The organism is Vibrio sp. 10N.222.54.E6, assembly GCF_041473955.1.
Classification (GTDB): domain Bacteria; phylum Pseudomonadota; class Gammaproteobacteria; order Enterobacterales; family Vibrionaceae; genus Vibrio; species Vibrio tasmaniensis_A.
The window spans coordinates 1-20,638 of sequence record NZ_JBFRTD010000026.1 but is presented as its reverse complement, the minus strand read 5'-3'; the positions used below and the strand labels follow the sequence as shown (position 1 = coordinate 20,638).

23 protein-coding genes are annotated in these 20,638 nt (G+C 46.0%); 10 read left to right on the top strand and 13 right to left on the bottom strand.

The window, feature by feature from the left end; genetic code table 11:
- Nucleotides 1–40: 40 nt before the first annotated feature.
- From AB4513_RS15300 to AB4513_RS15285, 4 genes are all read right to left on the bottom strand, one after another.
- Nucleotides 41–1,027 carry a serine/threonine protein kinase gene (locus tag AB4513_RS15300; RefSeq protein WP_102258034.1) on the bottom strand — a complete coding sequence of 329 codons (987 nt, stop codon included), beginning with the start codon at nt 1,025–1,027 and terminating at the stop codon, nt 41–43.
- Nucleotides 1,028–1,101: 74 nt separating this feature from the next.
- Nucleotides 1,102–2,520, bottom strand: a complete 1,419-nt coding sequence (ccoG, locus tag AB4513_RS15295; protein WP_009848106.1) for a cytochrome c oxidase accessory protein CcoG — start codon at nt 2,518–2,520, stop codon at nt 1,102–1,104.
- A 326-nt stretch (nt 2,521–2,846) separates the two neighbouring features.
- On the bottom strand, nt 2,847–3,110 hold the full coding sequence (locus AB4513_RS15290) for a YihD family protein (RefSeq protein ID WP_009848104.1): 264 nt from the start codon (nt 3,108–3,110) through the stop codon (nt 2,847–2,849).
- Between the two features lie 131 nt (nt 3,111–3,241).
- On the bottom strand, nt 3,242–3,409 hold the full coding sequence (locus AB4513_RS15285) for a hypothetical protein (RefSeq protein ID WP_009848103.1): 168 nt from the start codon (nt 3,407–3,409) through the stop codon (nt 3,242–3,244).
- Between the two features lie 283 nt (nt 3,410–3,692).
- Between AB4513_RS15285 and AB4513_RS15280 the strand changes: the two genes are divergently transcribed.
- Both AB4513_RS15280 and AB4513_RS15275 read left to right on the top strand, forming a co-directional pair.
- On the top strand, nt 3,693–4,484 hold the full coding sequence (locus AB4513_RS15280; protein WP_009848102.1) for a sporulation protein: 792 nt from the start codon (nt 3,693–3,695) through the stop codon (nt 4,482–4,484).
- A 173-nt stretch (nt 4,485–4,657) separates the two neighbouring features.
- The gene (locus AB4513_RS15275) at nt 4,658–5,311 is read left to right on the top strand and encodes a hemolysin III family protein (protein WP_009848101.1); all 654 of its coding nucleotides are present in this window, start codon (nt 4,658–4,660) and stop codon (nt 5,309–5,311) included.
- Nucleotides 5,312–5,333: 22 nt separating this feature from the next.
- Here AB4513_RS15275 and AB4513_RS15270 read toward each other — a convergent pair whose 3' ends face one another.
- From AB4513_RS15270 to def, 6 genes are all read right to left on the bottom strand, one after another.
- Nucleotides 5,334–5,888 (bottom strand): DUF3157 family protein, encoded by a 555-nt coding sequence (locus AB4513_RS15270; RefSeq protein ID WP_009848100.1) that lies wholly within the window; start codon nt 5,886–5,888, stop codon nt 5,334–5,336.
- Between the two features lie 26 nt (nt 5,889–5,914).
- A complete protein-coding gene (locus tag AB4513_RS15265) occupies nt 5,915–7,360 on the bottom strand; it encodes a TrkH family potassium uptake protein (protein WP_009848099.1) in 1,446 nt (481 codons plus the stop codon).
- Nucleotides 7,361–7,457: 97 nt separating this feature from the next.
- On the bottom strand, nt 7,458–8,834 hold the full coding sequence (gene trkA / locus AB4513_RS15260) for a Trk system potassium transporter TrkA (RefSeq protein WP_004735766.1): 1,377 nt from the start codon (nt 8,832–8,834) through the stop codon (nt 7,458–7,460).
- Between the two features lie 110 nt (nt 8,835–8,944).
- Nucleotides 8,945–10,225 (bottom strand): 16S rRNA (cytosine(967)-C(5))-methyltransferase RsmB, encoded by a 1,281-nt coding sequence (rsmB, locus tag AB4513_RS15255; RefSeq protein WP_009848098.1) that lies wholly within the window; start codon nt 10,223–10,225, stop codon nt 8,945–8,947.
- A 119-nt stretch (nt 10,226–10,344) separates the two neighbouring features.
- Nucleotides 10,345–11,310 (bottom strand): methionyl-tRNA formyltransferase, encoded by a 966-nt coding sequence (gene fmt / locus AB4513_RS15250; RefSeq protein ID WP_009848097.1) that lies wholly within the window; start codon nt 11,308–11,310, stop codon nt 10,345–10,347.
- A gap of 38 nt (nt 11,311–11,348) precedes the next feature.
- The gene (gene def, locus AB4513_RS15245) at nt 11,349–11,861 is read right to left on the bottom strand and encodes a peptide deformylase (RefSeq protein WP_004735769.1); all 513 of its coding nucleotides are present in this window, start codon (nt 11,859–11,861) and stop codon (nt 11,349–11,351) included.
- Nucleotides 11,862–12,001: 140 nt separating this feature from the next.
- Between def and AB4513_RS15240 the strand changes: the two genes are divergently transcribed.
- Genes AB4513_RS15240 through AB4513_RS15225 form a run of 4 tightly spaced genes read left to right on the top strand, consistent with a single transcriptional unit; the run spans nt 12,002 to nt 15,264 of the window.
- Nucleotides 12,002–13,093, top strand: a complete 1,092-nt coding sequence (locus AB4513_RS15240; protein WP_009848096.1) for a LysM peptidoglycan-binding domain-containing protein — start codon at nt 12,002–12,004, stop codon at nt 13,091–13,093.
- Nucleotides 13,090–14,202, top strand: coding sequence for a DNA-processing protein DprA (gene dprA, locus AB4513_RS15235; RefSeq protein WP_102258033.1), 1,113 nt, complete (start codon nt 13,090–13,092; stop codon nt 14,200–14,202). Before AB4513_RS15240 ends, dprA begins: the two co-directional genes overlap by 4 nt.
- Nucleotides 14,203–14,205: 3 nt before the next feature.
- Nucleotides 14,206–14,682 (top strand): DUF494 family protein, encoded by a 477-nt coding sequence (locus AB4513_RS15230; protein ID WP_009848094.1) that lies wholly within the window; start codon nt 14,206–14,208, stop codon nt 14,680–14,682.
- Nucleotides 14,683–14,694: 12 nt separating this feature from the next.
- A complete protein-coding gene (locus AB4513_RS15225) occupies nt 14,695–15,264 on the top strand; it encodes a type I DNA topoisomerase (protein WP_004735775.1) in 570 nt (189 codons plus the stop codon).
- 85 nt (nt 15,265–15,349) lie between these two features.
- Here AB4513_RS15225 and AB4513_RS15220 read toward each other — a convergent pair whose 3' ends face one another.
- Both AB4513_RS15220 and purE read right to left on the bottom strand, forming a co-directional pair.
- The gene (locus tag AB4513_RS15220) at nt 15,350–16,480 is read right to left on the bottom strand and encodes a 5-(carboxyamino)imidazole ribonucleotide synthase (protein ID WP_009848093.1); all 1,131 of its coding nucleotides are present in this window, start codon (nt 16,478–16,480) and stop codon (nt 15,350–15,352) included.
- Between the two features lie 5 nt (nt 16,481–16,485).
- Complete coding sequence (purE, locus tag AB4513_RS15215) at nt 16,486–16,971, bottom strand: 5-(carboxyamino)imidazole ribonucleotide mutase (RefSeq protein WP_004735777.1); 486 nt, start codon at nt 16,969–16,971, stop codon at nt 16,486–16,488.
- Between the two features lie 195 nt (nt 16,972–17,166).
- On the opposite strand from purE, the gene AB4513_RS15210 reads away from it, so the two are divergent.
- The 4 genes from AB4513_RS15210 (at nt 17,167) to AB4513_RS15195 (ending at nt 19,854) form a co-directional block, all read left to right on the top strand.
- Nucleotides 17,167–17,724 carry an L-threonylcarbamoyladenylate synthase gene (locus AB4513_RS15210; RefSeq protein ID WP_009848092.1) on the top strand — a complete coding sequence of 186 codons (558 nt, stop codon included), beginning with the start codon at nt 17,167–17,169 and terminating at the stop codon, nt 17,722–17,724.
- Nucleotides 17,725–17,743: 19 nt separating this feature from the next.
- Nucleotides 17,744–18,661, top strand: a complete 918-nt coding sequence (gene hemF / locus AB4513_RS15205) for an oxygen-dependent coproporphyrinogen oxidase (protein WP_009848091.1) — start codon at nt 17,744–17,746, stop codon at nt 18,659–18,661.
- Nucleotides 18,662–18,736: 75 nt separating this feature from the next.
- Nucleotides 18,737–19,567: a shikimate dehydrogenase gene (gene aroE, locus AB4513_RS15200; protein WP_065676887.1), complete on the top strand. Its 831-nt coding sequence runs from the start codon at nt 18,737–18,739 to the stop codon at nt 19,565–19,567.
- Between the two features lie 17 nt (nt 19,568–19,584).
- Nucleotides 19,585–19,854 carry a DUF1488 domain-containing protein gene (locus AB4513_RS15195; RefSeq protein ID WP_065676886.1) on the top strand — a complete coding sequence of 90 codons (270 nt, stop codon included), beginning with the start codon at nt 19,585–19,587 and terminating at the stop codon, nt 19,852–19,854.
- Here AB4513_RS15195 and AB4513_RS15190 read toward each other — a convergent pair.
- Nucleotides 19,851–20,396: a gamma carbonic anhydrase family protein gene (locus AB4513_RS15190; RefSeq protein ID WP_009848088.1), complete on the bottom strand. Its 546-nt coding sequence runs from the start codon at nt 20,394–20,396 to the stop codon at nt 19,851–19,853. The genes AB4513_RS15195 and AB4513_RS15190 overlap by 4 nt on opposite strands.
- Nucleotides 20,397–20,638 lie beyond the last annotated feature (242 nt).

Genomic DNA, 20,638 nt, shown 5'->3' with positions numbered 1-20,638 from the left:
ATTATGTTTGAATTTTTATCTAGTTGTGTTGCGATTGCTGTTACCACTGAGGCATTAACGAAAGTGGTGGCTCTTGCAGGGTAGCAATTTGCTCTTTACAAGCAAGTACTTGTTGCTCCCAATATTTTGGATCATTAAACCATGGGAAGGCTAGAGGAAATGCAGGATCGTTCCATCGTTTCGCCAACCATGCCATGTAATGCACCATACGTAGACCGCGTAGTGGTTCGATTAGTTTCAGTTGCGCGGTATTAAAATCGCAAAATTCTTGATAGCTCTCTAGCAGAATATCCAGTTGCATTAGCTTATCTTGACGCTCGCCGTTAAGCAGCATCCACAAATCTTGTATCGCAGGGCCGTTACGTGCGTCATCAAGATCGACGAACATTGGCCCGTCACGCCATAAGATATTGCCTGGGTGGCAGTCACCATGCAGGCGGATATTTTCAATATTGCTTGGCCACTGGCTCTCTAGCTCTTTGATCAGAAGGTCGACATCATTGAAGAACGCGTTCTCTAGGTGTGTCGGGATAAACTGAGAGTTATCTAGAATTTTACGTGGTTGATAAAGGTATTCATCTAAGCTGATGGTTGGGCGATGTTGGAATGTTCTTCCTGCGCTGGCTTTATGAATACGCCCAAGAAAACGTCCAACGCCTTCCAATTGGTCTAGATTGTCGACTTCGTACTGTCTGCCACCAACACTTTCAAATAAGGCAAATAGGTAGCCTTGATATTCATGTAAGGTTGCGCCATTGATTCGCATTGGAGGTGCAACTGGCATCTCTTGTTCGATAAGCTCGAGTGCGAAGTCATGCTCTTCTTGGATCTGTGCTTTGTTCCAGCGCTGCGGACGATAAAACTTAACGACGTAGCGTTTACGGTCTTCATCGGTGAATTGATACACTCGATTTTCGTAACTGTTGAGAGCGAGAAGCCCGGATTCAGCACGGACTCCAATACTCTCCAGTGCGTACCACATGAAGTCGGGAGTCAGGTTATCAAAGTTAAAGGCTTGCATCGTCATAGAATAAAAAAGGCTCATTACTGAGCCTTTTTCCATTTATTGGGTTGTTATACCTAGCACTAAGGTGACTGGTATCAGAGCTTCTTGATAAAGCGGCTTTCGACTTTCATCGTAAACTCTTCATTATCCGAGAGTATAAACTGAATTGTCGAAACTGGTGAGCTCAGTTTTTCTGGATCGACGCCCAAACTGATAGGAAGGTTTAAAACCTCACCAGGGTCTACGGTAATCTTTTGTTTACCGTACCAGATAGAATCCGGTAGCCCGCTGACATCAAGTTTGTACTCTTGCTCTTGCTGAGTCTTGTTGATGACTTTCAAGTTGTAAGTATTTTCGACAAGCCCTTGGCTATTGATTCTAAATAGTTGGTTTCTATCGCGCAGAACGCTTAAGCCTGCAGGATCAACACTCGCGATTTGTGCGAAAAACAGCCCCAACATAACGATCAGTATTACGCCATAGCCCAAGAGCTTAGGACGCATCACCTTGGTTGAGTGCCCCTCAAGCCTATGTTCGGTGGTGTAGTTGATCAGACCTTTCTCATAACCCATACGTTCCATGGTGTTGTCACAAGCATCAATACACGCGCCACAGTTAATACACTCGTATTGCAGACCATCACGAATATCGATACCCGTCGGGCACACTTGAACGCATAAATTACAGTCAATACAGTCGCCTAGCCCAAGTTCTTTTGGATCGGCTTTACGAGAGCGAGGGCCGCGGCTTTCACCTCGCTCAGTGTCGTAACCCACGATGAAGGTATCTTTATCGAACATTGCCGATTGGAAACGCGCGTAAGGACACATGTGCAGACAAACAATAGAACGCATCCATCCCGCATTCGCATAAGTACACCCAGCAAAGAACAATACCCAAAACACCGGCCAGAAAGTCGAGTTAAAGGTAAAGAAGCCAACCACCAGTTCTTTGATTGGGATGAAGTAACCGACAAAGGTTAAGCCCGTCGCAATCGCAATCGCCCACCATGCGATGTGCTTGATGGTTTTTCTGAGAATTAAATTGCTCGTCAGTTTGCCTGAGTCTTGCTTTCTTCGCTTATTGGCAGCGCCTTCCAGTTTCTCTTCGAACCAGATGTACATGAAGGTCCAGACGGTTTGTGGACACAGGTAGCCACACCAGACTCGCCCTAAGAAGGTGGTTATGAAGAACAAGCCAAACGCCGCAATCATGAAGAGGATAGCGAGTAGCGTTAGATCTTGTGGGTATAGGGTTGTACCAAAGAAGTTGAACTGTTGGCTGCCGATATCGAGCAAGATCGCTTGTCGCTCACCAAATGGGATCCATGGGATAAGCGCAAAAAGTAAAAGTAAGAACCAACCGCCATAACGGCGCAGTTGTTGGAATTTACCTTTGCTTTCTCGAACATAGATTCGGTTACTTGGGTTAAATCGATCTCCATTACCTTTATGTGTTTTTGGGTTAAAGGTTTTAGGAGTCACATCTTTGATATCGATTTTATCCTGACTCATGGACTATCCTTTTTGTGGCTTGTTTGCCCGGTTAACTCGAGCATGACGACATTACTTGAAAGTATGGTTTAGAGAACCTGTAGAAATTGAGTTTGGTGCATTTATTGGTATCGCACTCACTCTTATTATTTTAGAAGATTCTTATGGATGGCGATTATAGCGACAATCTTGTTCTCATTTCTTTAACGCTATCAACCTTTAACAACAAAAGTCATAACAGTTGTGACGAAAAAATAGCGAACAGAAACAAAAAAGCGACCGAGTGGTCGCTTTTAAACATTGAGTTTTTTATCTATACGGCAATTGAGCCCTAAATAAATAGGCGACTAAAGAAGGCCACGTGCTTTTAGAATTGCGGTTTTGAAATCATCTTCTTGGTCTTTTTTAAGACCTGGGATCATTTCATCTTTTTCGCTATTACGCATTTTTAGATGGTAGATAAGAACATCGTCAGTTAGCTCTTCAAGCTTACCTTGGTAGCCCGCTTCTTTTGATAGCTTAATGATGAACTCTAATAGGTTAAGCTCTTGATCTTTCTGCCACTCAGGCTCCATCAGTTCAAGCAGTTCTTCAATGCGGTGACACTTCATACTTTATTTCTCCACAAATTTTATAATGATTTGTGGCTAAGGTATCAAATCGGGTAGGGAATACCAATGTGTAAACACATTTCAAGATGGGAGCGGGCAAGAAAAAAGCGCAGTAAAAACTGCGCTTTTTGTTAAGCGGCTTTAATTACTTTTGTTGCAGTCGGTGCTAATAAAGCAGCCTTCTCAACGAGAGTCATTGTAGGAGCCAATTTCTTAGCCGTTGGAGCAGCAACAAAGCCACTACGACGACGCATCGCACTACGGTTGGTGTGCGAGAACCTGACAGCTGTTGGGCGCATTAATTTACCTAACGGTCAGGCATATCCATTGCCAATCTAATGGCCTGATTTATCATGAGCTCCGCCTCAATTGCTTGAAGAGTCACTCGTCTGGCTTTCGCCAATCCGAAAAATAAATCAGGATAATGATATGCATGCATATCAAGGGTTAGATTATCACTATCTAAGTTATCGATCGACGCCTGAGTGATAATTAAACGATATTAGAGCTAAAATAGTGTGAGCAGTATATTTGAGTTTGAACCTCTTTCAGGCTTAAGATGATGCTTTAAAGGAGGTGCATATGTCGTTCTTAAAGAAAACGTTAGCAAGTTTTGGAATTGGATCTGCCAAGGTGGATTCTGTATTGCAACAGGAAGTGCTTTATCCAGGTAAGAAGGCGAGCATTATTGTACATGTCTACGGAGGCGCTCAGCCGCAGGAGATCGATAACATTGATCTCAACTTATGCTGTCGCTACGTCAAAGAAGTTACCGCGAACTCGCAAGGGCAAGAGGGCGGTCATAAACGCCGAATGCACCAGACATACTCGCTGGCAAAATGGAGCTTGCCGTATGCCTTTGTGATTCAACCGGGTGAAACCCGTGACTTTGAATGTGAGTTTGATGTGCCACTGAACACACCGGTTACGATTGGTGATTCAAAGGTATGGCTGGAAACCGGGTTGGATATTGCGATGGCGATTGACCCATCGGATAAAGACACCTTAACGGTTCGTCCCGACCCACTGCTCGATGGTATTTTTAACGAGCTTGAAGCTCAAGGCCTGCGTATTCGTCAAGTGGAATGTGAAGCGGTCAAAGGCTTTGAACTGCCGTTTGTACAAGAGTTTGAGTTTGTGCCGACGACGGGTCCTTATCATGGCCGTTGGCGTGAATTGGAAGTGGTGGCTCATCGTGATGAAACAGAGCTGAAGTTGTGGTTCGAGATTGATAGAAATCGCGATGGTGCAAAAGGCATGTTAGCTAGCTTGCTAGGCGTTGGTAAGCTACAGCGTCAATTGAGTGTGCCACTGGATACCTCACCACAAGATGCTGGCAAGATGGTACTTGAATATCTAGATAACGCCTCTTAGTTCCTATAATCCTTTATTTAACTCTTTGGTTATTTAGTTTTGGATCTTTTAGCCTCATTTCATATTTCAGGCGTTATTAGTGTCATAAAAGGTGTCATAAAAATTTAAGCTTACACGTGTAAGCTTAATGTGCAATACTGGGTCAATCGAACATTTACTCTAGTAGGATATTCATGTCTGCATCATCAGCCAGCGAATACAGTGACATCGAAGAACGCGCTAATGCAATAACCCATGGCTTGGGCGTTGTGCTCGGCGTGGTTGGTCTGATCTTGCTGCTTATTCGTGCGTTTGATTACCAAGCCGACATGCTAACTGTTGCTAGTATGGCGGTGTATGGCAGCAGTATTATTCTGCTCTTTATCGCCTCCACGTTATACCACTCGATCACCACTGAGAAAACCAAGCGCTTACTCAAAACCCTTGACCACTGTGCGATTTATTTGTTGATTGCAGGCAGTTACACGCCGTTTCTCTTAGTGGGCTTAAGAACCCCATTGGCTATGGGTTTGATGGCGGTGATCTGGGGGATTGCGCTGGTGGGCATCATCATGAAGATAGCCTTCGTTTATCGATTCAAGCGTTTATCGCTGTTCATTTACCTAGCGATGGGTTGGCTATCTTTGATAGTTGTTTATCAATTAGCGATGAATATCGATATAGGTGGTTTGGTGTTACTGGCAGTTGGCGGAGTGATTTACTCGCTGGGTGTGATTTTCTATGTGGCAAAACGCATCCCTTATAACCATGCCATCTGGCACTTGTTTGTATTGGCGGGCTGCGCTTGCCATTTCTTCGCTATCTATCTGTTTGTGACACCAGTTTAGTTTTGATTGAACCGGTATGCCCCTAACGGGTAGAAACGTCAGTGATCTCCACGTCTATTTTATATTCAGGATACTTATCAACATCGATCGCTAAGTATTTACCTTCTGCCGAAGTTTGTGGTCGAAGGTAGGTATCAGCAAGGCGCTTAATGGATTGCCAAGTGTTGATACTGCCTTGATGCAGCAGCTCACCCGTTGGTGAGTAGACTGTGATATTTAGCGTAACTAGCACAACGGCTTCTGTGCTTTGGTTAGTGACTGAAATAGGTAAGATTAGCTGTTCATTCTCGTAGAGTCCTGCCCCAATCAAAACGTCCACACCTGATTTGGAAAGCTGCAAGCTTGGCTTGGTGTCTCCAATCTTGATTGTGGTACCGCGTGTGTTTTTGGCTACAGGAATACTCGTCAATGCTGACTCTGCATTCGATGATGCGTTACTCACATACTGCCAAGTAAAATCGTCTTTTAGTAACACTTGCTTGCCATCAGACAATGTGACCATTTGATCAGCAAAGGCAGAACTTACGAATACTGAGTTTGCGAGCAATGCGCTAGCGAGAAGTACGTATGATTTCATCTGTGTTTCCTTAAATATTCGCGGAATTAGCGTCGCCAAAAGGCTGGGAAAAATAGAACAATGAGCGTCAGTATCTCGAGTCGTCCCATTAGCATGCCTAAACTTAGCAACCATTTAGCGGCGTCTGGCAGTGGAGCAAAGTTCCCGGTTGGACCGATCACGCTGCCCATTCCCGGACCCACGTTGGCAACGGCTGTGATAGCGCCTGAGATGCTTGTTATTGGGTCTAACCCCATCGCACTCAAACCACCAGCAATTAAGATAATCGTGATAAAGAACATCAAACCAAATGCCACGAGTGAACGCACAATGTCGTCATTCACAGGTCGCTGATTGTAGCGTTGAACAAACACGCCCGATGGGTGAATTAGCTTCATCATTTGTTTGTGGAGCATGGTCATCGCGATCTGGAAACGGAAGATTTTAATACCGCCAGAGGTTGAACCCGAGCAAGCTCCCGCCATCATTAGGAATGCAAACAAGGTGGTTGGCAGTGCACCCCAGGCGGTGAAGTCTTCTAGGCCAAAACCGGTTGTGGTGACGACTGATACGATGTTGAACATCGAAACACGCATCGCATCCATAACAGTGTAGCCATCTCTAACCACCAACCATGTTGATATTACGGCGCTGGTGACCAAGAACAGGTATGTAAAACCTCTTACTTGCGCGTCTTTGTAGAGTATTGAGAGCTTTCGGCCTCGCAGTGCGCTAACAAACAGTAAGAACGGCAGGCCGCCAAGGAACATGAACAGGGTTCCCACCCAGTGAGCACTGTTGGAGAAGTGGTTCATCGATCCATCTGAGGTTGAGTAACCCCCCGTCGACAGTGTTGTGAACGCGTGATTGATCGCGTCAAAGATGCCCATGCCTGCAAACAAATAGCTAATGATGCATAAACCAGTCAGAACCAGATAAACCGCCACGATGTTCTTCGCGACTGTTTTCGCTCGTGGGCTACTTTTATCTGACCAATCGGATGATTCAGTTTGGAACAGGCGCATACCACCAACGTTGAGCATTGGTAGAACCGCTACCGCCATCACGATAAAGCCGATACCGCCTAACCATTGCAGTATAGAACGCCACAACAGAATACTTGGTGCCATGCTGTCTAAGCCGCTTAATACGGTTGAACCCGTCGTGGTGATACCAGACATGGTTTCGAAGTAGGCGTCCGTAAAGCTGATGTGGTTGATGAAGACAAACGGCAGTGCAGCAAAGGCACTGGCAATGGTCCAAACCAAAGAGGTGATAAGGAACATGTCCCGCACCCCAAGTCGGAACTTAGCGGAGCGGCCCAAGCTCAAGCAGATGAACGCCACAATGTGCGTGATCACTACCGATTGACCAAACTCGAGGAAGCCACCGGTGCCTGTGAAAAAGGCAACCAATGTAGGGATGTACATGAAAAGGGCGAGTTTTGATAATACTAACCCTATCACTAATAATATCGGACGAAAGTTGACCATAGCTTAATAGACCATAGCTTAAATAGATTACAGCTTTGTGCCGGAGCGTCGCTCTCACAAAAAGAAAGTTGCGAGAACGATGCTTACGAGAACAAGGCTATAAGAAGAACGGGCTCGGTTGGAATAGAGACTCAACATCCGGTACGTATTTCTTGTCCACTAGGAACATCACTACGTGGTCATCCTGTTCGATTACGGTTCTATCGTGCGCGATAAGTACCTCTTCTCCGCGAACAATCGCACCAATGGTGGTGCCCGGTGGCAGTTTGATGTCGCCAATCGCTCGGCCAACCACTTTCGATGTGGTCTCGTCACCGTGAGCAATGGCTTCAATCGCCTCAGCAGCACCGCGACGTAGAGAGGATACGTTAACAATATCAGCACGACGAACGTGAGTAAGTAGCGCAGAAATCGTCGCTTGCTGTGGAGATATCGCAATATCAATCACGCCACCCTGAACAAGGTCGACATAAGCGCCACGCTGAATCAGCACCATTACTTTCTTGGCGCCCATTCGCTTCGCCAGCATCGCTGACATGATGTTGGTTTCATCTTCATTGGTTAGAGCGATGAACACATCTACCTGATCGATGTTCTCTTCGGTCAGCAGTTCTTGGTCGGCTGCATCACCACAGAATACGATGGTGTTTTCTAATTCTTCAGATAGCTTCTCGGCGCGAGTGTAGCTGCGCTCGATAAGCTTGATGCTGTAGCTCTGTTCAAGGCGTTTTGCCAAGCTTGCACCAATGTTACCACCGCCAACAATCATGATGCGACGATACGGTTTCTCTAGACGCTGAAGCTCACTCATTACTGAGCGGATATGGTTACTTGCTGCCACAAAGAAAACCTCATCATCGGCTTCAATGATGGTAGTACCTTGTGGGCGAATAGGGCGACCTTGACGGAAGATAGCGGCAACACGAGTATCAATGTGCGGCATGTGCTCACGCAAAGCAGACAGTGCGTTACCGACCAGTGGCCCACCGTAGTAGGCTTTTACCGCGACTAGGCTAACTTTCTGTTCAGCAAAGCTCACAACCTGCAATGCACCTGGATATTGAATCAGGCGCTCGATGTAGCTGGTGACGAGTTCTTCTGGGGCAATCAAATGATCGACCGGAATCGCCCCTGATTTGAAGAGTGCTTCTTTCTCTTCTAAATACTGTGGAGAGCGGATACGGGCAATACGGTTTGGTGTGTTAAACAGAGAAAAGGCAACCTGACATGCGGCCATGTTGGTTTCATCCATGTTGGTTACGGCAACCAACATGTCGGCATCTTGCGCGCCCGCTTCACGTAGTGTGTTCGGGTGGCTGGCATAACCGTTTACAACTCTAAGGTCGTATTTGTCCTGAAGTTCACGAAGTCGGTCGGCATTACGGTCGACAATCGTGATGTCATTGTTTTCACCCACTAGGTTTTCAGCAAGGGTACCGCCAACTTGTCCAGCACCTAGAATAATGATCTTCATAGCCTTTCTCTTATTTTTTGCCGTTGTAATTCTAGTGATCTCTTTTCGCTTTGATAATGCACTAGAAAGAAACAGCGGCTAAGAAATAAATTCTTAGCCGCTGTTAGTTGTTATGCCTGTTTTACTAGAACTGCGTAGTAGAAGCCATCCATATCTTCTTCACCAGGTAGTATTTGACGACCCGGTTTTTCGATATCAGACCCAACTAGCGTTGCGTTCTCGGTGCGCTCTAAGAATGCTTTCACTTGCAGCACGTTTTCTTGCGGCGTGATAGAACATGTCGCATAAACCATGGTGCCGCCTTCTTTTAGCTGGCGCCACATTGCATCCAAAATCTCACTTTGCAGCTCTGCTAGTGCATCAATATCAGATGCACGGCGTAGCCACTTAATGTCAGGGTGACGGCGGATTACACCCGTCGCTGAACACGGAGCATCAAGTAGGATGCGGTCAAACTGACTGCCTGTCCACCACTCTTCAGGGTAGCGAGCATCACCACAGATTACGTCGGCACGCAGTTGTAGGCGTTCAAGGTTATCGTAAACGCGGTCTAGGCGTTTAATATCACTGTCGATTGCAACCACTTCAGTGTCTTGAGTATGTTCAAGAATGTGTGCAGTTTTGCCACCAGGTGCTGCGCAGCAATCTAGGATTAGCTCACCATCTTTTGGTGTTAGGAAATCAACGGAAAGCTGAGCTGCAGCATCTTGCACCGATACCCAGCCTCTGTCGAAGCCAGGAAGCAAAGTAACGTCACAAGGTGAGGCTAATTTTATGGCATCAGCCGCTTCAGGGTGCAGTGTGTATTCAATGTTTTCGTTTTTAAGCAGTTCAACATACTCGTCACGAGTGTGGTGTTGGCGGTTTACGCGCAGCCACATTGGTGCCTTGCTGTTGTTTGCTTCAACCAATTGCTCCCACTGATCTGGGTAGCTTTCTTGAAGCATTTTTAGGATCCAGCTTGGATGGCTGTATTTGCCCGCATTGTGGCTAACGGCTTTCTCATCTAGCTCTTCTTGATCGCGCAGGTAGCTGCGAAGCACTGCGTTGATCAAACCACTCAGGCTTGGGCCGCGCAGTGTTTTGGTTGCTTCAACTGTTTCAGCAACGGCAGCATGCGAAGGGATGCGCATAAAGCTCAACTGGTAAATGCCTACTAAGATCAGGTGGTGGAATACGCGCTTTTTACCTTTAAGCGAGTTTTCCATCAGTTCGTTAGCGATTGACTCCAAGCGAGGCAGGTAACGAAGTGCGCCGTAGCAAATCTCTTGCAGTAGAGCATGGTCTCGCGGACGGATCGTTTTTTGAGCCGCAGGGAGAGCGTGTGAAAGAGAGTGGCCTTTATCGACAACTTGGAATAGGACATTTGCAGCAGCAGCGCGAACATTCATGAGGGGTACCGAATATTTATTTGAATACATGAGGGCATCTCTGCCCTCGTAAAGGTTTTCTAAATAGTGTTTTTACAAGCTACACGTTTTTAAGTACATATTGAGTAGCTTTAAAGCGGTTAAGAAAGTTGAGTACCAACTTCAAACCAGCTTGCACGTGAGTTCAAGATATCTTGAACTGACATGGCTTTTTTGCCTGGAACTTGTAGTTGTTCCAATACTAGTACTTTGTCGCCAGTCGCAACATAAATACCAGTCTTATCTGCTTTGATGATTGAGCCAGCTGGCGCAGATGTCGACTCTTCATCAACACGTGTCTGCCAAACTTTAATGCTTTTTTCATCACTAGAGCTGCTATCAACAATCGCAAAGTGACTCATTGGCCACGGGTTGAAAGCGCGCACACAACGTTCGATGTGTTCTGCACTGTCATTCCAATCAATTTTTGCTTCTTCTTTGCTCAGCTTCTTCGCGTAGTTAGCAAGTTCGTCGTCTTGCTTCTCAGCAACAGCCTTACCAGAAGCGATGTCTGCTAAGCACTCAACAAGAGCATCAGGACCAAGGCCAGCCAACTTTTCGTACATTGACGCGCTGGTGTCTGTTGCTTCGATTGGTAGCGTCGCGATACTTAACATATCACCGGTATCTAGGCCGATATCCATCTGCATGATCGTCACGCCAGTCTCTTTATCGCCCGCCCAGATAGAGCGTTGGATCGGAGCAGCACCACGCCAGCGCGGTAGGATAGAACCATGCACGTTAATACAACCCAAGCGAGGCGTATCTAATACAGCTTGTGGAAGAAGCAAGCCGTAAGCGACAACAACCATGATGTCAGCATTCAAATCTGCTAGCTCTTGCTTAGCTTCATCTGACTTGAAGTTTTCTGGTTGGTAAACCGGAATATTGTTTTCAAGTGCGATGTTTTTTACTGGGCTCGCAGTCAGTTTTTTACCGCGGCCTGCTGGACGATCTGGCTGTGTGTAAACAGCAATAACTTCATGCTCCGAAGACAACAACGCCGCCAAATGACGGGCGGCGAAATCCGGAGTACCTGCGAAGACAATTCTTAAAGATTGACTCAAGGTAGACTTCCTTCTTAATTTAGTAATAGCAGCGGTTATTAACCTTGTTTCTCGTTGAAACGTTTAATCTTCGCTAGCTTATCTTGAATACGTTTGCGCTTTAGTGGCGATAGGTAATCAACAAACAACTTGCCTTCTAGGTGGTCAAGTTCGTGCTGAACACAGATAGCCAGAAGGTCGTCAGCGTCGAATGTGAATTCGTTGCCTTCACGGTCTAATGCTTTAACCGTTACTTCTGCAGCGCGAGGGACTAGAGCTCGAGCGCCTGGTACAGATAGACAGCCTTCTTCGATACCATCTTCGCCACGTTTGTCGGTAATTTCAGGGTTGATCAGAACCATAGGCTCGTCACGTGTTTCTGAAATATCGATAACAACGATGCGCTGGTGGAAATCTACTTGCGTTGCAGCAAGGCCGATACCTTCTTCGTCGTACATGGTTTCAATCATGTCATCAACGAACTTTTGAATCTCTGGGGTAACTTCTTTTACCGGTTTCGCCACGGTACGTAGACGATCATCTGGTAATGTTAATACTTGTAATACAGACATATACACTCGAAATATTGAACTGTGCCGAAACAGCTTAAACCTTGTTGGCTCAATTCTAGACATTTTAGAGGTCAAATGACAGCATCCTGAAGGTAATTCTCTAATCAGATGTCATATATTCAGACCAAGGAACCTAGGTCATGCGTCATTTTTCCCCCGCTTTATCTCTTATTTGTGCCTCGCTTTCGTTCGCTGCTATGGCTGAAAATAGTGAGCAACCTTTAACCATTAAACAAGGCGCACCCGAAGCGTATGTGGTGGTGAAGGGCGATACTTTGTGGGATATCTCCGCGATGTATCTCGATAGCCCATGGCTGTGGCCGAGGTTGTGGCAGGTCAATCCTGAGATAGAAAACCCTCACCTTATTTACCCCGGAGATAAATTGTCTCTGGTTTGGATTAATGGCGAGCCTGTATTGAGCCTCAAACCCGTCATCAAGCTAAGCCCTAAGATTCGTGTCTCTGAGAAGAAAGCAGTACCTACCGTCAATGAGGGGCTGGTTTTGCCGTATCTACAGTCTGATCGCTTGGTGGAGCAGCAAGATATCCAATCTGCTCAACGAGTGTTGGGGACAAGTGATGGTAAACGTTTCTTATCAGGTGAAGACCGACTATTTATCTCGGGCAATCAGCAACATCAAAAATGGGGTATTTACCGTTCTGTCGAAACTTACCAACGACAGCAACCTCAAGCGAGTATGACTTCTTTGCGTTTGGTCGCCACGGCGCGCTTGAAAGAGGTGGATGCTGAGTTCAGTAGTTTGCAAATAGAGACTCAGCTGCAAGAGGTACTGCTCAACGACCTCGTGTTACCAGAACTTGGCGTTGATCAGGTGAAGCTCTCAACCACATTTTATCCAGCGCCTAGTGCTGCGGGGCAATTTGCTAATATCTTGGGTTCATTAGACGGCAGCCAATACAGTGCAAAGAATCAGGTCGTGGTTATTAATAAAGGCTCACAGGACAATCTTCGCCAAGGATCTATGTTTACGCTCAGCGAAAGCGGCGCGGTGGTGTTTGGTAAGCAGGGTGAATACAGCTATAAAGAGTCAGCGGCGAGCGATAAGGTGCAGTTGCCAAGTACCTCACTCGGTAGTTTGATGGTCATTCGCCCTTATGAGTATTTTAGCTTGGCTTTGATCACTCAGAGCTCTAAGCCGGTTAGCAATGACATTCTGGCTGTATCGCCTCTGGATCTGGCTTTGACGGAAGAGCTTAAGGGCTCCGAGTGAATGAGCAACAACTGAGTGCTTGGCTAACTCTAAGTTTTGTACCGCAATTGGGTGGCAAGCGACTTTCTCGACTGCTGAGCATTGATTCCCCTTCGAATATTGTTGGCTACTCAAGCCAGCAACTGCAAGCGCTTGGTTTGTCTGCCAAGCAAATTTCCTATCTAAGAGAGCAAGCCCCAAGAGAAGTGGAGGCTTGCCTGGCGTGGCAAGCAAAACAAACTAACCATCACATCATTACCCCGAATTGCTCGCATTATCCCAAACTGCTGAATGAGACCGCCTCTGCGCCGAGCGTGCTTTTCGTTAAAGGTCACGTTGAAAAACTGATTGAGCCTCAAATCGCAATGGTCGGCAGTCGTAATGCCAGCCTCGAAGGGCTGCAGACAGCGAAGTCCTTCGCCAAAGAGTTTGTGCAAAACGGTTTAATTGTCACCAGTGGATTAGCGTTGGGCATTGACGGCTATGCTCATGATGGTGCTCTGGATAAAGGAGGGGAAACTTTTGCGGTGTTGGGTTCAGGCTTGGACTCCATTTATCCTGCACGTCACCGAAATCTAGCGGATAGAATTTGTGAGAATGGCGCGCTGATTTCAGAGTTTCGCCCAAGCGCAAAACCACGACCTGAACATTTCCCTCGGCGTAACCGTATTATAAGTGGGTTATCGCTCGGAACCTTGGTAGTTGAAGCTGCTGAGAAGAGTGGTTCTTTGATTACGGCTCGCTATGCCATGGAGCAAGGCCGAGAGGTGTTTGCGCTGCCTGGCTCAATTCATAGTCCAACCAGCCGCGGAGGTAACAGCCTAATTAAAGCTGGTGCATGTTTGGTGCAAAATGCTCAAGATGTTCTGATCGAAATAAAGAGTCTGTTAGACTGGTCTATAGATCAGCAGCCCAGCTTGTTCGAACCTACGCCCAGTATGGGGGAAAATGAACAATTGCCATTTCCACAGCTGTTAGCTAACGTAGGGTTAGAGGCGACACCCGTTGATATTTTGGCACAGAGAACCCATATACCTGTGCATGAGGTCATGATGCAGCTTTTAGAGCTTGAGCTCTCAGGGCATGTTGTTGCAGTTTCCGGTGGCTATATTCGAAAGGGGAGAGGCTAAGCTATGATGATGGACATACTGATGTACTTGTTTGAAACCTACATCCATAGCGATTCTGAATTGCAGGTGGATCAAGATGAGCTGGAAGATGAGCTTCTTCGAGCAGGGTTTCACCAAGATGATATTTATAAGGCCCTCCATTGGTTAGAAGATCTTGCTGCATTGCAAGATACTGAGAACCAAGCGGCGATTAGTGTGTGTTCCAATACCTCGATGCGTATTTATACCAGTCGAGAGATTTCACGTATTAATATGGAGTGTCGAGGTTTCTTACTTTTCCTTGAACAGATTAATGTACTCACGACAGAGATTCGTGAAATGGTGATTGATCGTGTGATGGGGCTTGAGACAAACGAATTTGAATTGGATGATCTGAAATGGATTATCTTAATGGTGCTATTTAATGTACCGGGTAATGAAAGTGCTTACACGCAAATGGAAGAGCTGTTGTACACCAAAGAGCAAGGTATCTTGCATTAATACAGGCTTGTCATGAGTAGTAAGATTGATAATCAGCTTTTTTCAGCACATGAACATGCACTAGAGCATGAACCATGTCCACAGTGTGGTGGAGAGCTTCAGCTTCGCCATGGTAAGCACGGCCCATTTTTAGGCTGTAAGCAGTATCCTAGCTGTGATTACATCAAGCCTCTGCATCAGAACGATGGCCACGTAGTTAAAGAGCTGGGTGTGCCGTGCCCTAAATGCCAAAACGAATTGGTATTAAGGCAAGGCCGCTTTGGGATGTTCATTGGTTGTAGTAGCTACCCAACGTGTAATCACATCGAATCTTTGGATCAACCAAAAGAACAACCTGAAGAGCAGCCACTTGTTGCTTGTCCTGAGTGTGGCAGAGGCCATTTGGTTGAGCGTAAATCTCGCTATGGTAAAACCTTTTATGCGTGCGATAACTATCCTAAGTGTAAGTTCGCCGTTAATCAGCCACCTGTTATAGGTCGTTGTGAAGAGTGTCAGTTCCCGCTGTTGCTGGAGAAGAAAACGGCCAGTGGCACTAAGAAGCAATGTGCTGATCGCAAGTGTCATCACATTCAATCTCAATAACTTGATGTTATAGAAAAAAAACGGCGCTCAATGAGCGCCGTTTCTATATCCAATAAACGTTCTATATCCATCAAGCAATGTAGATTTACTTCATCTGCTCAGCAAATTCATGCACAGCAGAGTAGGCTTGCTTATCGAGAATGTCTGCCAGTGAGCATAACGCTCTTTGCAGCTCTGCGTTGTAGTCAGCGCTCACGTTAATGTGGCCCATCTTACGACCTGCACGCTTCTCTTTGCCATACCAATGAACATGACAGCCACCTTGAGCCAGAATAGCCTCAGGTAGGGTATCTTCACCAAGAATGTTGATCATTGCGGTTGGGCGAATCAGTTTAGTACTGCCTAGTGGCATACCGCACACAGCACGTAGGTGGTTCTCAAACTGACAAGTTTCAGCGCCTTGCTGTGTCCAGTGGCCAGAGTTATGAACACGTGGTGCAATCTCGTTAACCAGCAGTGAACCTTTAACATCAAAGAACTCTAACGCTAGCACGCCAACGTAATCCAAACGTTCTGCAACAGCGGTGAACATGGTTTTTGCTTGCTCTTGCAGTTCAATGTCATCAATCGCTGTCGATAAGCTCAACACGCCGTCGGTGTGAACATTTTCAGCCAGTGGGTACACTTGAATCTCGCCATTAGCGCCACGAGCACCCACCAGTGATACTTCGCGGTCAAACGGGACAAACTCTTCAGCAACAATCGCTTGGTTGTCTGTTGCAGCGATGCACTCAGCCATTTCTGCCCAAGTCGCGTTAACATTATCTAATGTCTTTAAGCGCCACTGGCCTTTGCCATCGTAGCCACCAAGTGTGCTCTTCAATACCATTGGTAAGCCAACGTGAGCGATCGCAGCGTCAAAGTCTTCACGAGAGTTAATCTCGTAGTACTTAGCATTTTTCACGTTTGCTTCGTCTAACAGGGCTTTTTCAAGGCGACGGTCACCGCCAGCTTTGATTGCTTCTGTTGTCGGTAAGAACTTACCGCTGCGCTCACATACCTCAAGAACATCGTGAGGGATATGTTCGAATTCAGCAGTAATGACGTCCGCACGCTCAATCGCATTGTCTAAGCCGTTGCCTAGAATCGCTTGCGTTAATGGGTGAACAATATTTTTGCTGCCAACATCAAAAGCAGAAATTTCAATATTCAGCGGTGCCCCAGCTAGGGACATCATGCGAGCAAGTTGGCCCGCGCCTAACACAAGAACATGCATTGGAATTAGTCCTCTGCAGGGTTTGGATTAGCAAGAACCGTTTCTGTTTGCTCAGAGCGGAACGCTTCTACTTTCGCCATCACCTCTTCATTGTGTGTACCAATGATTTGAGCGGCTAGGATGCCTGCATTGGCAGCGCCAGCTTCACCGATAGCCAGAGTACCTACCGCGATACCTTTTGGCATTTGTACGATAGAAAGCAGTGAGTCCATGCCTTTCAGTGCTTTAGACTGAACAGGAACACCAAGAACTGGGACGCTTGTGAAAGCAGCTGCCATGCCCGGAAGGTGAGCTGCACCGCCAGCACCCGCAATAATCACTTTAATACCGCGCTCTTTCGCACTGGTTGCGTAATCTGCAAGCAACTGAGGTGTGCGGTGAGCAGAAACCACTTTTGTTTCGTACGCCACGCCAAACTGATCCAACATTTCTGCAGCTAGCTTCATTGTTGGCCAATCAGATTTAGAACCCATGATAATACCGACAGTCATCTCAAACTCCTTCAGGTACGATTTAATTAGTGATTAGATATTTTGCGCGCATTATACGGGTAAAATTGCTTAAGGAAAACGTTTGCGTCAGTCTAAGTTGTTAATTGATACATTTTATAAACAAATAGCTTTAGTCACAGTGAATGATAATTTGTACACTTAGCGAGTTCGATAACAGAATTTATGAGGCAACCCGTGGATAACTTTCAACATACTTTGCAGGCATTGCAACAAGGTGAAGTCATTGCTTACCCGACTGAAGGCGTTTTTGGGGTCGGTTGTGATCCCGATAATCCACAAGCCATTAAGAAATTGCTCGATTTAAAACAGCGGCCGATGGAGAAAGGGTTGATCCTAATTGCAGCGAGTTACGAGCAGTTGCTGCCCTATATTGATGAAAGCCAGTTGACGGAAGCGCAGTTGGCAACAGTGAAAGCGACATGGCCGGGACCAGTGACTTGGATAATGCCAACCAGCAGTAAAGTAACTGACTGGGTCAGTGGCCAATTTGAATCCATCGCGGTGCGAGTGACGGATCACCCTTTAGTTCAAAGAATGTGTAATGAATTCGGTAAGCCGTTAACCTCGACCAGTGCTAACCTGACAGGTGAATCGCCTTGTATGACGACTGAAGAAGTTCAACAGCAACTGGGTCAACATTTGGTGGCTATTTTAGAAGGTCAAACGGGTGGTCGTGAGAAGCCAAGCGAAATTAGAGATGCAAAAACGTCGAAAATATTAAGACAGGGTTAAACCCTGCAGAGGAAGAAAGATGTCAGCAATTGATAAAGAAGCAGTAAAACAGTTTTTACTGAGCCTACAAGATTCGATTTGCCAACAGCTTGAGCAAGCTGATGGCGCAGCACTGTTTGAAGAAGATGCATGGGAACGTGAACCTGGCGAACGCCTTGGTGGCGGTGGTCGAACTCGTGTGATGACCAATGGTGCGGTATTTGAGCAAGGTGGGGTTAATTTCTCTCACGTAGCGGGTAAGGCAATGCCTGCCTCAGCCACGGCTCATCGCCCTGAATTAGCTGGACGCAAGTTTGAGGCAATGGGTGTCTCATTAGTTATCCACCCTAAAAACCCATACATCCCAACCTCACACGCCAACGTACGCTTCTTTATTGCTGAAAAGGAAGGGGAAGACCCTATCTGGTGGTTCGGTGGTGGTTTTGATTTAACGCCATTTTATCCTTTCGATGAAGACTGCCAATCTTGGCATCAAACCGCTAAAGATCTTTGTGCGCCGTTTGGTGATGATGTTTATCAAGAGCATAAAGAGTGGTGTGATAAATACTTCTATCTGCCTCACCGAGACGAAACACGCGGTGTGGGTGGTTTGTTCTTTGATGACTTAAATGAGTGGGGCTTCGATAAGAGCTTTGCTTACATGCAGGCGGTCGGTGAAGGCTTTGCTGCGGCGTACTTACCAATTGTAGAACGACGCAAAGAGACACCTTATGGCGAACGTGAGCGTGACTTCCAACTATACCGTCGTGGCCGCTATGTTGAATTTAACCTAGTGTATGACCGTGGCACCTTATTTGGTCTACAAAGCGGTGGTCGCACAGAGTCTATATTAATGTCGATGCCGCCATTGGCTCGTTGGGAATACCGCTACGAACCACAAGCGGGTTCACCAGAAGCTCGGCTTTATAGCGACTACCTAAAGCCTCGAGTTTGGTAGTTCTTCCTTCCTTATAGGGATAGTGATAGGGTCATCTATATAGATGACCCTTTTTTATTTCTGTTAGGTAAGGATATGACACAGCAAGTAGATCGTTATGCCGTTTTCGGTAACCCTATTGGGCAAAGCAAATCGCCATTCATTCACACATTATTTGCTCGCCAAACCAGCCAACAACTTACCTATACAGCACTCCAGCCAGAACAAGGTGAATTCATCACTGCTGCTCAAGCATTTTTTAGTGAAGGTGGGAGAGGGTGTAATGTCACTGCGCCATTTAAAGAAGATGCTTATCAGTTCGCTAATCGCCTGACTGAGAGAGCTGAACTAGCAGGTGCCGTAAACACACTTAAGAAGCTAGATGATGGAGAGATCATTGGTGATAACACCGATGGTGAAGGCTTAGTTCAAGACCTTCTTCAACATCAAGTTGCGTTAAAAGGAGCTCGCGTTCTTCTTCTTGGCGCTGGTGGTGCTGCGAGAGGAGTGATTCAACCTCTTCTCGATCAAAAGCCACAACAGCTGGTGGTCGCTAATCGAACCTGCTCCAAGGCTGAACTTCTGGCTGAGATGTTTTCGTCGCATGGAAATATCAAAGGTATAGGGTTAAGTGATGTTAATGAAGGTTTTGATGTCATTATTAACTCGACCTCATCTGGTCTAAGTGGGCAGCTTCCTGAAGTGTCTGATGCTATTTTCAATTCTACTAGCGCCGTTTATGACATGGTTTATGGATCGGGAACCACAGTATTTAATCAATGGGCATTAGATAATGGTGTTCATGCTGCTTATGATGGTTTGGGTATGTTGGTGGGGCAGGCAGCAGAAAGCTTTATGCTTTGGCGTGGTCTTCGTCCGGGAACAAAACAGATTTTAAGAGAATTACGTAAAAACCTAGAGATGTAATGAGGTGTTTATAAAAAATGAATCAATCAATTCTATTTTCTGATATCCAAGATTGGGATGAAGAGAATCAATCAATCACCTTCCCAGCACAGCAGTCGGGTGCACTGATTGAGTGTGTAATGTCTATTGAAGAGTTGTCTCGATTGGCAGGCAAAGATATAGAAGAAGGCGATCAAGCTTTAGTTATCTTTTCAGAGTTACGTTTCGATATTGAAGAGCTAGCTGAAGAGTTAATAGAAGAAGAGGAGTATGACTCCTCTAATCGGATCCAAATCAAAGCGCTTTAGACTGGAAGTACAGAGTCTAGATAGTCGTTTTTATTCTGAACATAGTTGTCAGCTGACTTCTGTAAAAAAGCACGCTCTTTATCGTTTAATGGGCGTGCTTGTTTTACCGGGCTTCCTACATAGAGATAACCGCTTTCAAGTACCTTGTTCGGTGGCACTAAGCTACCAGCACCAACCATCACTTCTTCTTTAATAATCACGCCATCAAGCACAATAGCTCCCATACCCACAAGTACACGATCTTCAATCGTGCAGCCATGCAGCATTACTTTATGACCGATAGTGACATCATTGCCTATTAATAGAGGGTAACCCTCAGGGTTTTCTGCATTCTTATGGGTGACGTGCAAGACACTACCATCTTGGATATTCGTTCTCTCTCCAATATGAATGTGGTTCACATCCCCTCGAGCTGCAACCAAAGGCCACACGCTAGAGTCATTACCGATTTTGATATCACCAACCAGTACCGAACTTGTATCTATATAGACACCTTGCCCTATCTGAGGGGATATTCCTTTATAACTGCGTATTGAACTCATAAATCCTCCTTTATATAGGCACCTTAAGCCGTTAATTAAGGGGAATACTAGTGAAAATGGGGTGTTTTGAACAAAAAACGCTCGAACAATCAAAAAAGTAAGAAAAACTTCAAAAAGGGCTTGCCAGTGTGATCGAAATCTCTATAATGCCACCTCGCTGACACGGGATGGCTTCGTAAGAAACCAAAACGAATCAGCAGGTCAAATTAGCCAAGCTAAGCACTTGAAAAAAGTTTTGAAAA

Excerpts from the sequence above, each read along its gene's own strand:
- AB4513_RS15290 (WP_009848104.1), bottom strand. The coding sequence starts at position 3,110 with ATGAAGTGTCACCGCATTGAAGAACTGCTTGAACTGATGGAGCCTGAG.
- AB4513_RS15190 (WP_009848088.1), bottom strand. The coding sequence starts at position 20,396 with ATGAGTTCAATACGCAGTTATAAAGGAATATCCCCTCAGATAGGGCAA.
- AB4513_RS15225 (WP_004735775.1), top strand. The coding sequence starts at position 14,695 with ATGAGTAGTAAGATTGATAATCAGCTTTTTTCAGCACATGAACATGCA.
- AB4513_RS15300 (WP_102258034.1), bottom strand. The coding sequence starts at position 1,027 with ATGACGATGCAAGCCTTTAACTTTGATAACCTGACTCCCGACTTCATG.
- purE (WP_004735777.1), bottom strand. The coding sequence starts at position 16,971 with ATGACTGTCGGTATTATCATGGGTTCTAAATCTGATTGGCCAACAATG.
- AB4513_RS15240 (WP_009848096.1), top strand. The coding sequence starts at position 12,002 with ATGCGTCATTTTTCCCCCGCTTTATCTCTTATTTGTGCCTCGCTTTCG.
- hemF (WP_009848091.1), top strand. The coding sequence starts at position 17,744 with ATGTCAGCAATTGATAAAGAAGCAGTAAAACAGTTTTTACTGAGCCTA.
- AB4513_RS15230 (WP_009848094.1), top strand. The coding sequence starts at position 14,206 with ATGATGATGGACATACTGATGTACTTGTTTGAAACCTACATCCATAGC.
- rsmB (WP_009848098.1), bottom strand. The coding sequence starts at position 10,225 with ATGAATGTTCGCGCTGCTGCTGCAAATGTCCTATTCCAAGTTGTCGAT.
- AB4513_RS15220 (WP_009848093.1), bottom strand. The coding sequence starts at position 16,480 with ATGCATGTTCTTGTGTTAGGCGCGGGCCAACTTGCTCGCATGATGTCC.
- def (WP_004735769.1), bottom strand. The coding sequence starts at position 11,861 with ATGTCTGTATTACAAGTATTAACATTACCAGATGATCGTCTACGTACC.
- AB4513_RS15265 (WP_009848099.1), bottom strand. The coding sequence starts at position 7,360 with ATGGTCAACTTTCGTCCGATATTATTAGTGATAGGGTTAGTATTATCA.
- AB4513_RS15195 (WP_065676886.1), top strand. The coding sequence starts at position 19,585 with ATGAATCAATCAATTCTATTTTCTGATATCCAAGATTGGGATGAAGAG.
- AB4513_RS15280 (WP_009848102.1), top strand. The coding sequence starts at position 3,693 with ATGTCGTTCTTAAAGAAAACGTTAGCAAGTTTTGGAATTGGATCTGCC.
- AB4513_RS15275 (WP_009848101.1), top strand. The coding sequence starts at position 4,658 with ATGTCTGCATCATCAGCCAGCGAATACAGTGACATCGAAGAACGCGCT.
- aroE (WP_065676887.1), top strand. The coding sequence starts at position 18,737 with ATGACACAGCAAGTAGATCGTTATGCCGTTTTCGGTAACCCTATTGGG.
- ccoG (WP_009848106.1), bottom strand. The coding sequence starts at position 2,520 with ATGAGTCAGGATAAAATCGATATCAAAGATGTGACTCCTAAAACCTTT.
- AB4513_RS15270 (WP_009848100.1), bottom strand. The coding sequence starts at position 5,888 with ATGAAATCATACGTACTTCTCGCTAGCGCATTGCTCGCAAACTCAGTA.
- AB4513_RS15285 (WP_009848103.1), bottom strand. The coding sequence starts at position 3,409 with ATGCGCCCAACAGCTGTCAGGTTCTCGCACACCAACCGTAGTGCGATG.
- trkA (WP_004735766.1), bottom strand. The coding sequence starts at position 8,834 with ATGAAGATCATTATTCTAGGTGCTGGACAAGTTGGCGGTACCCTTGCT.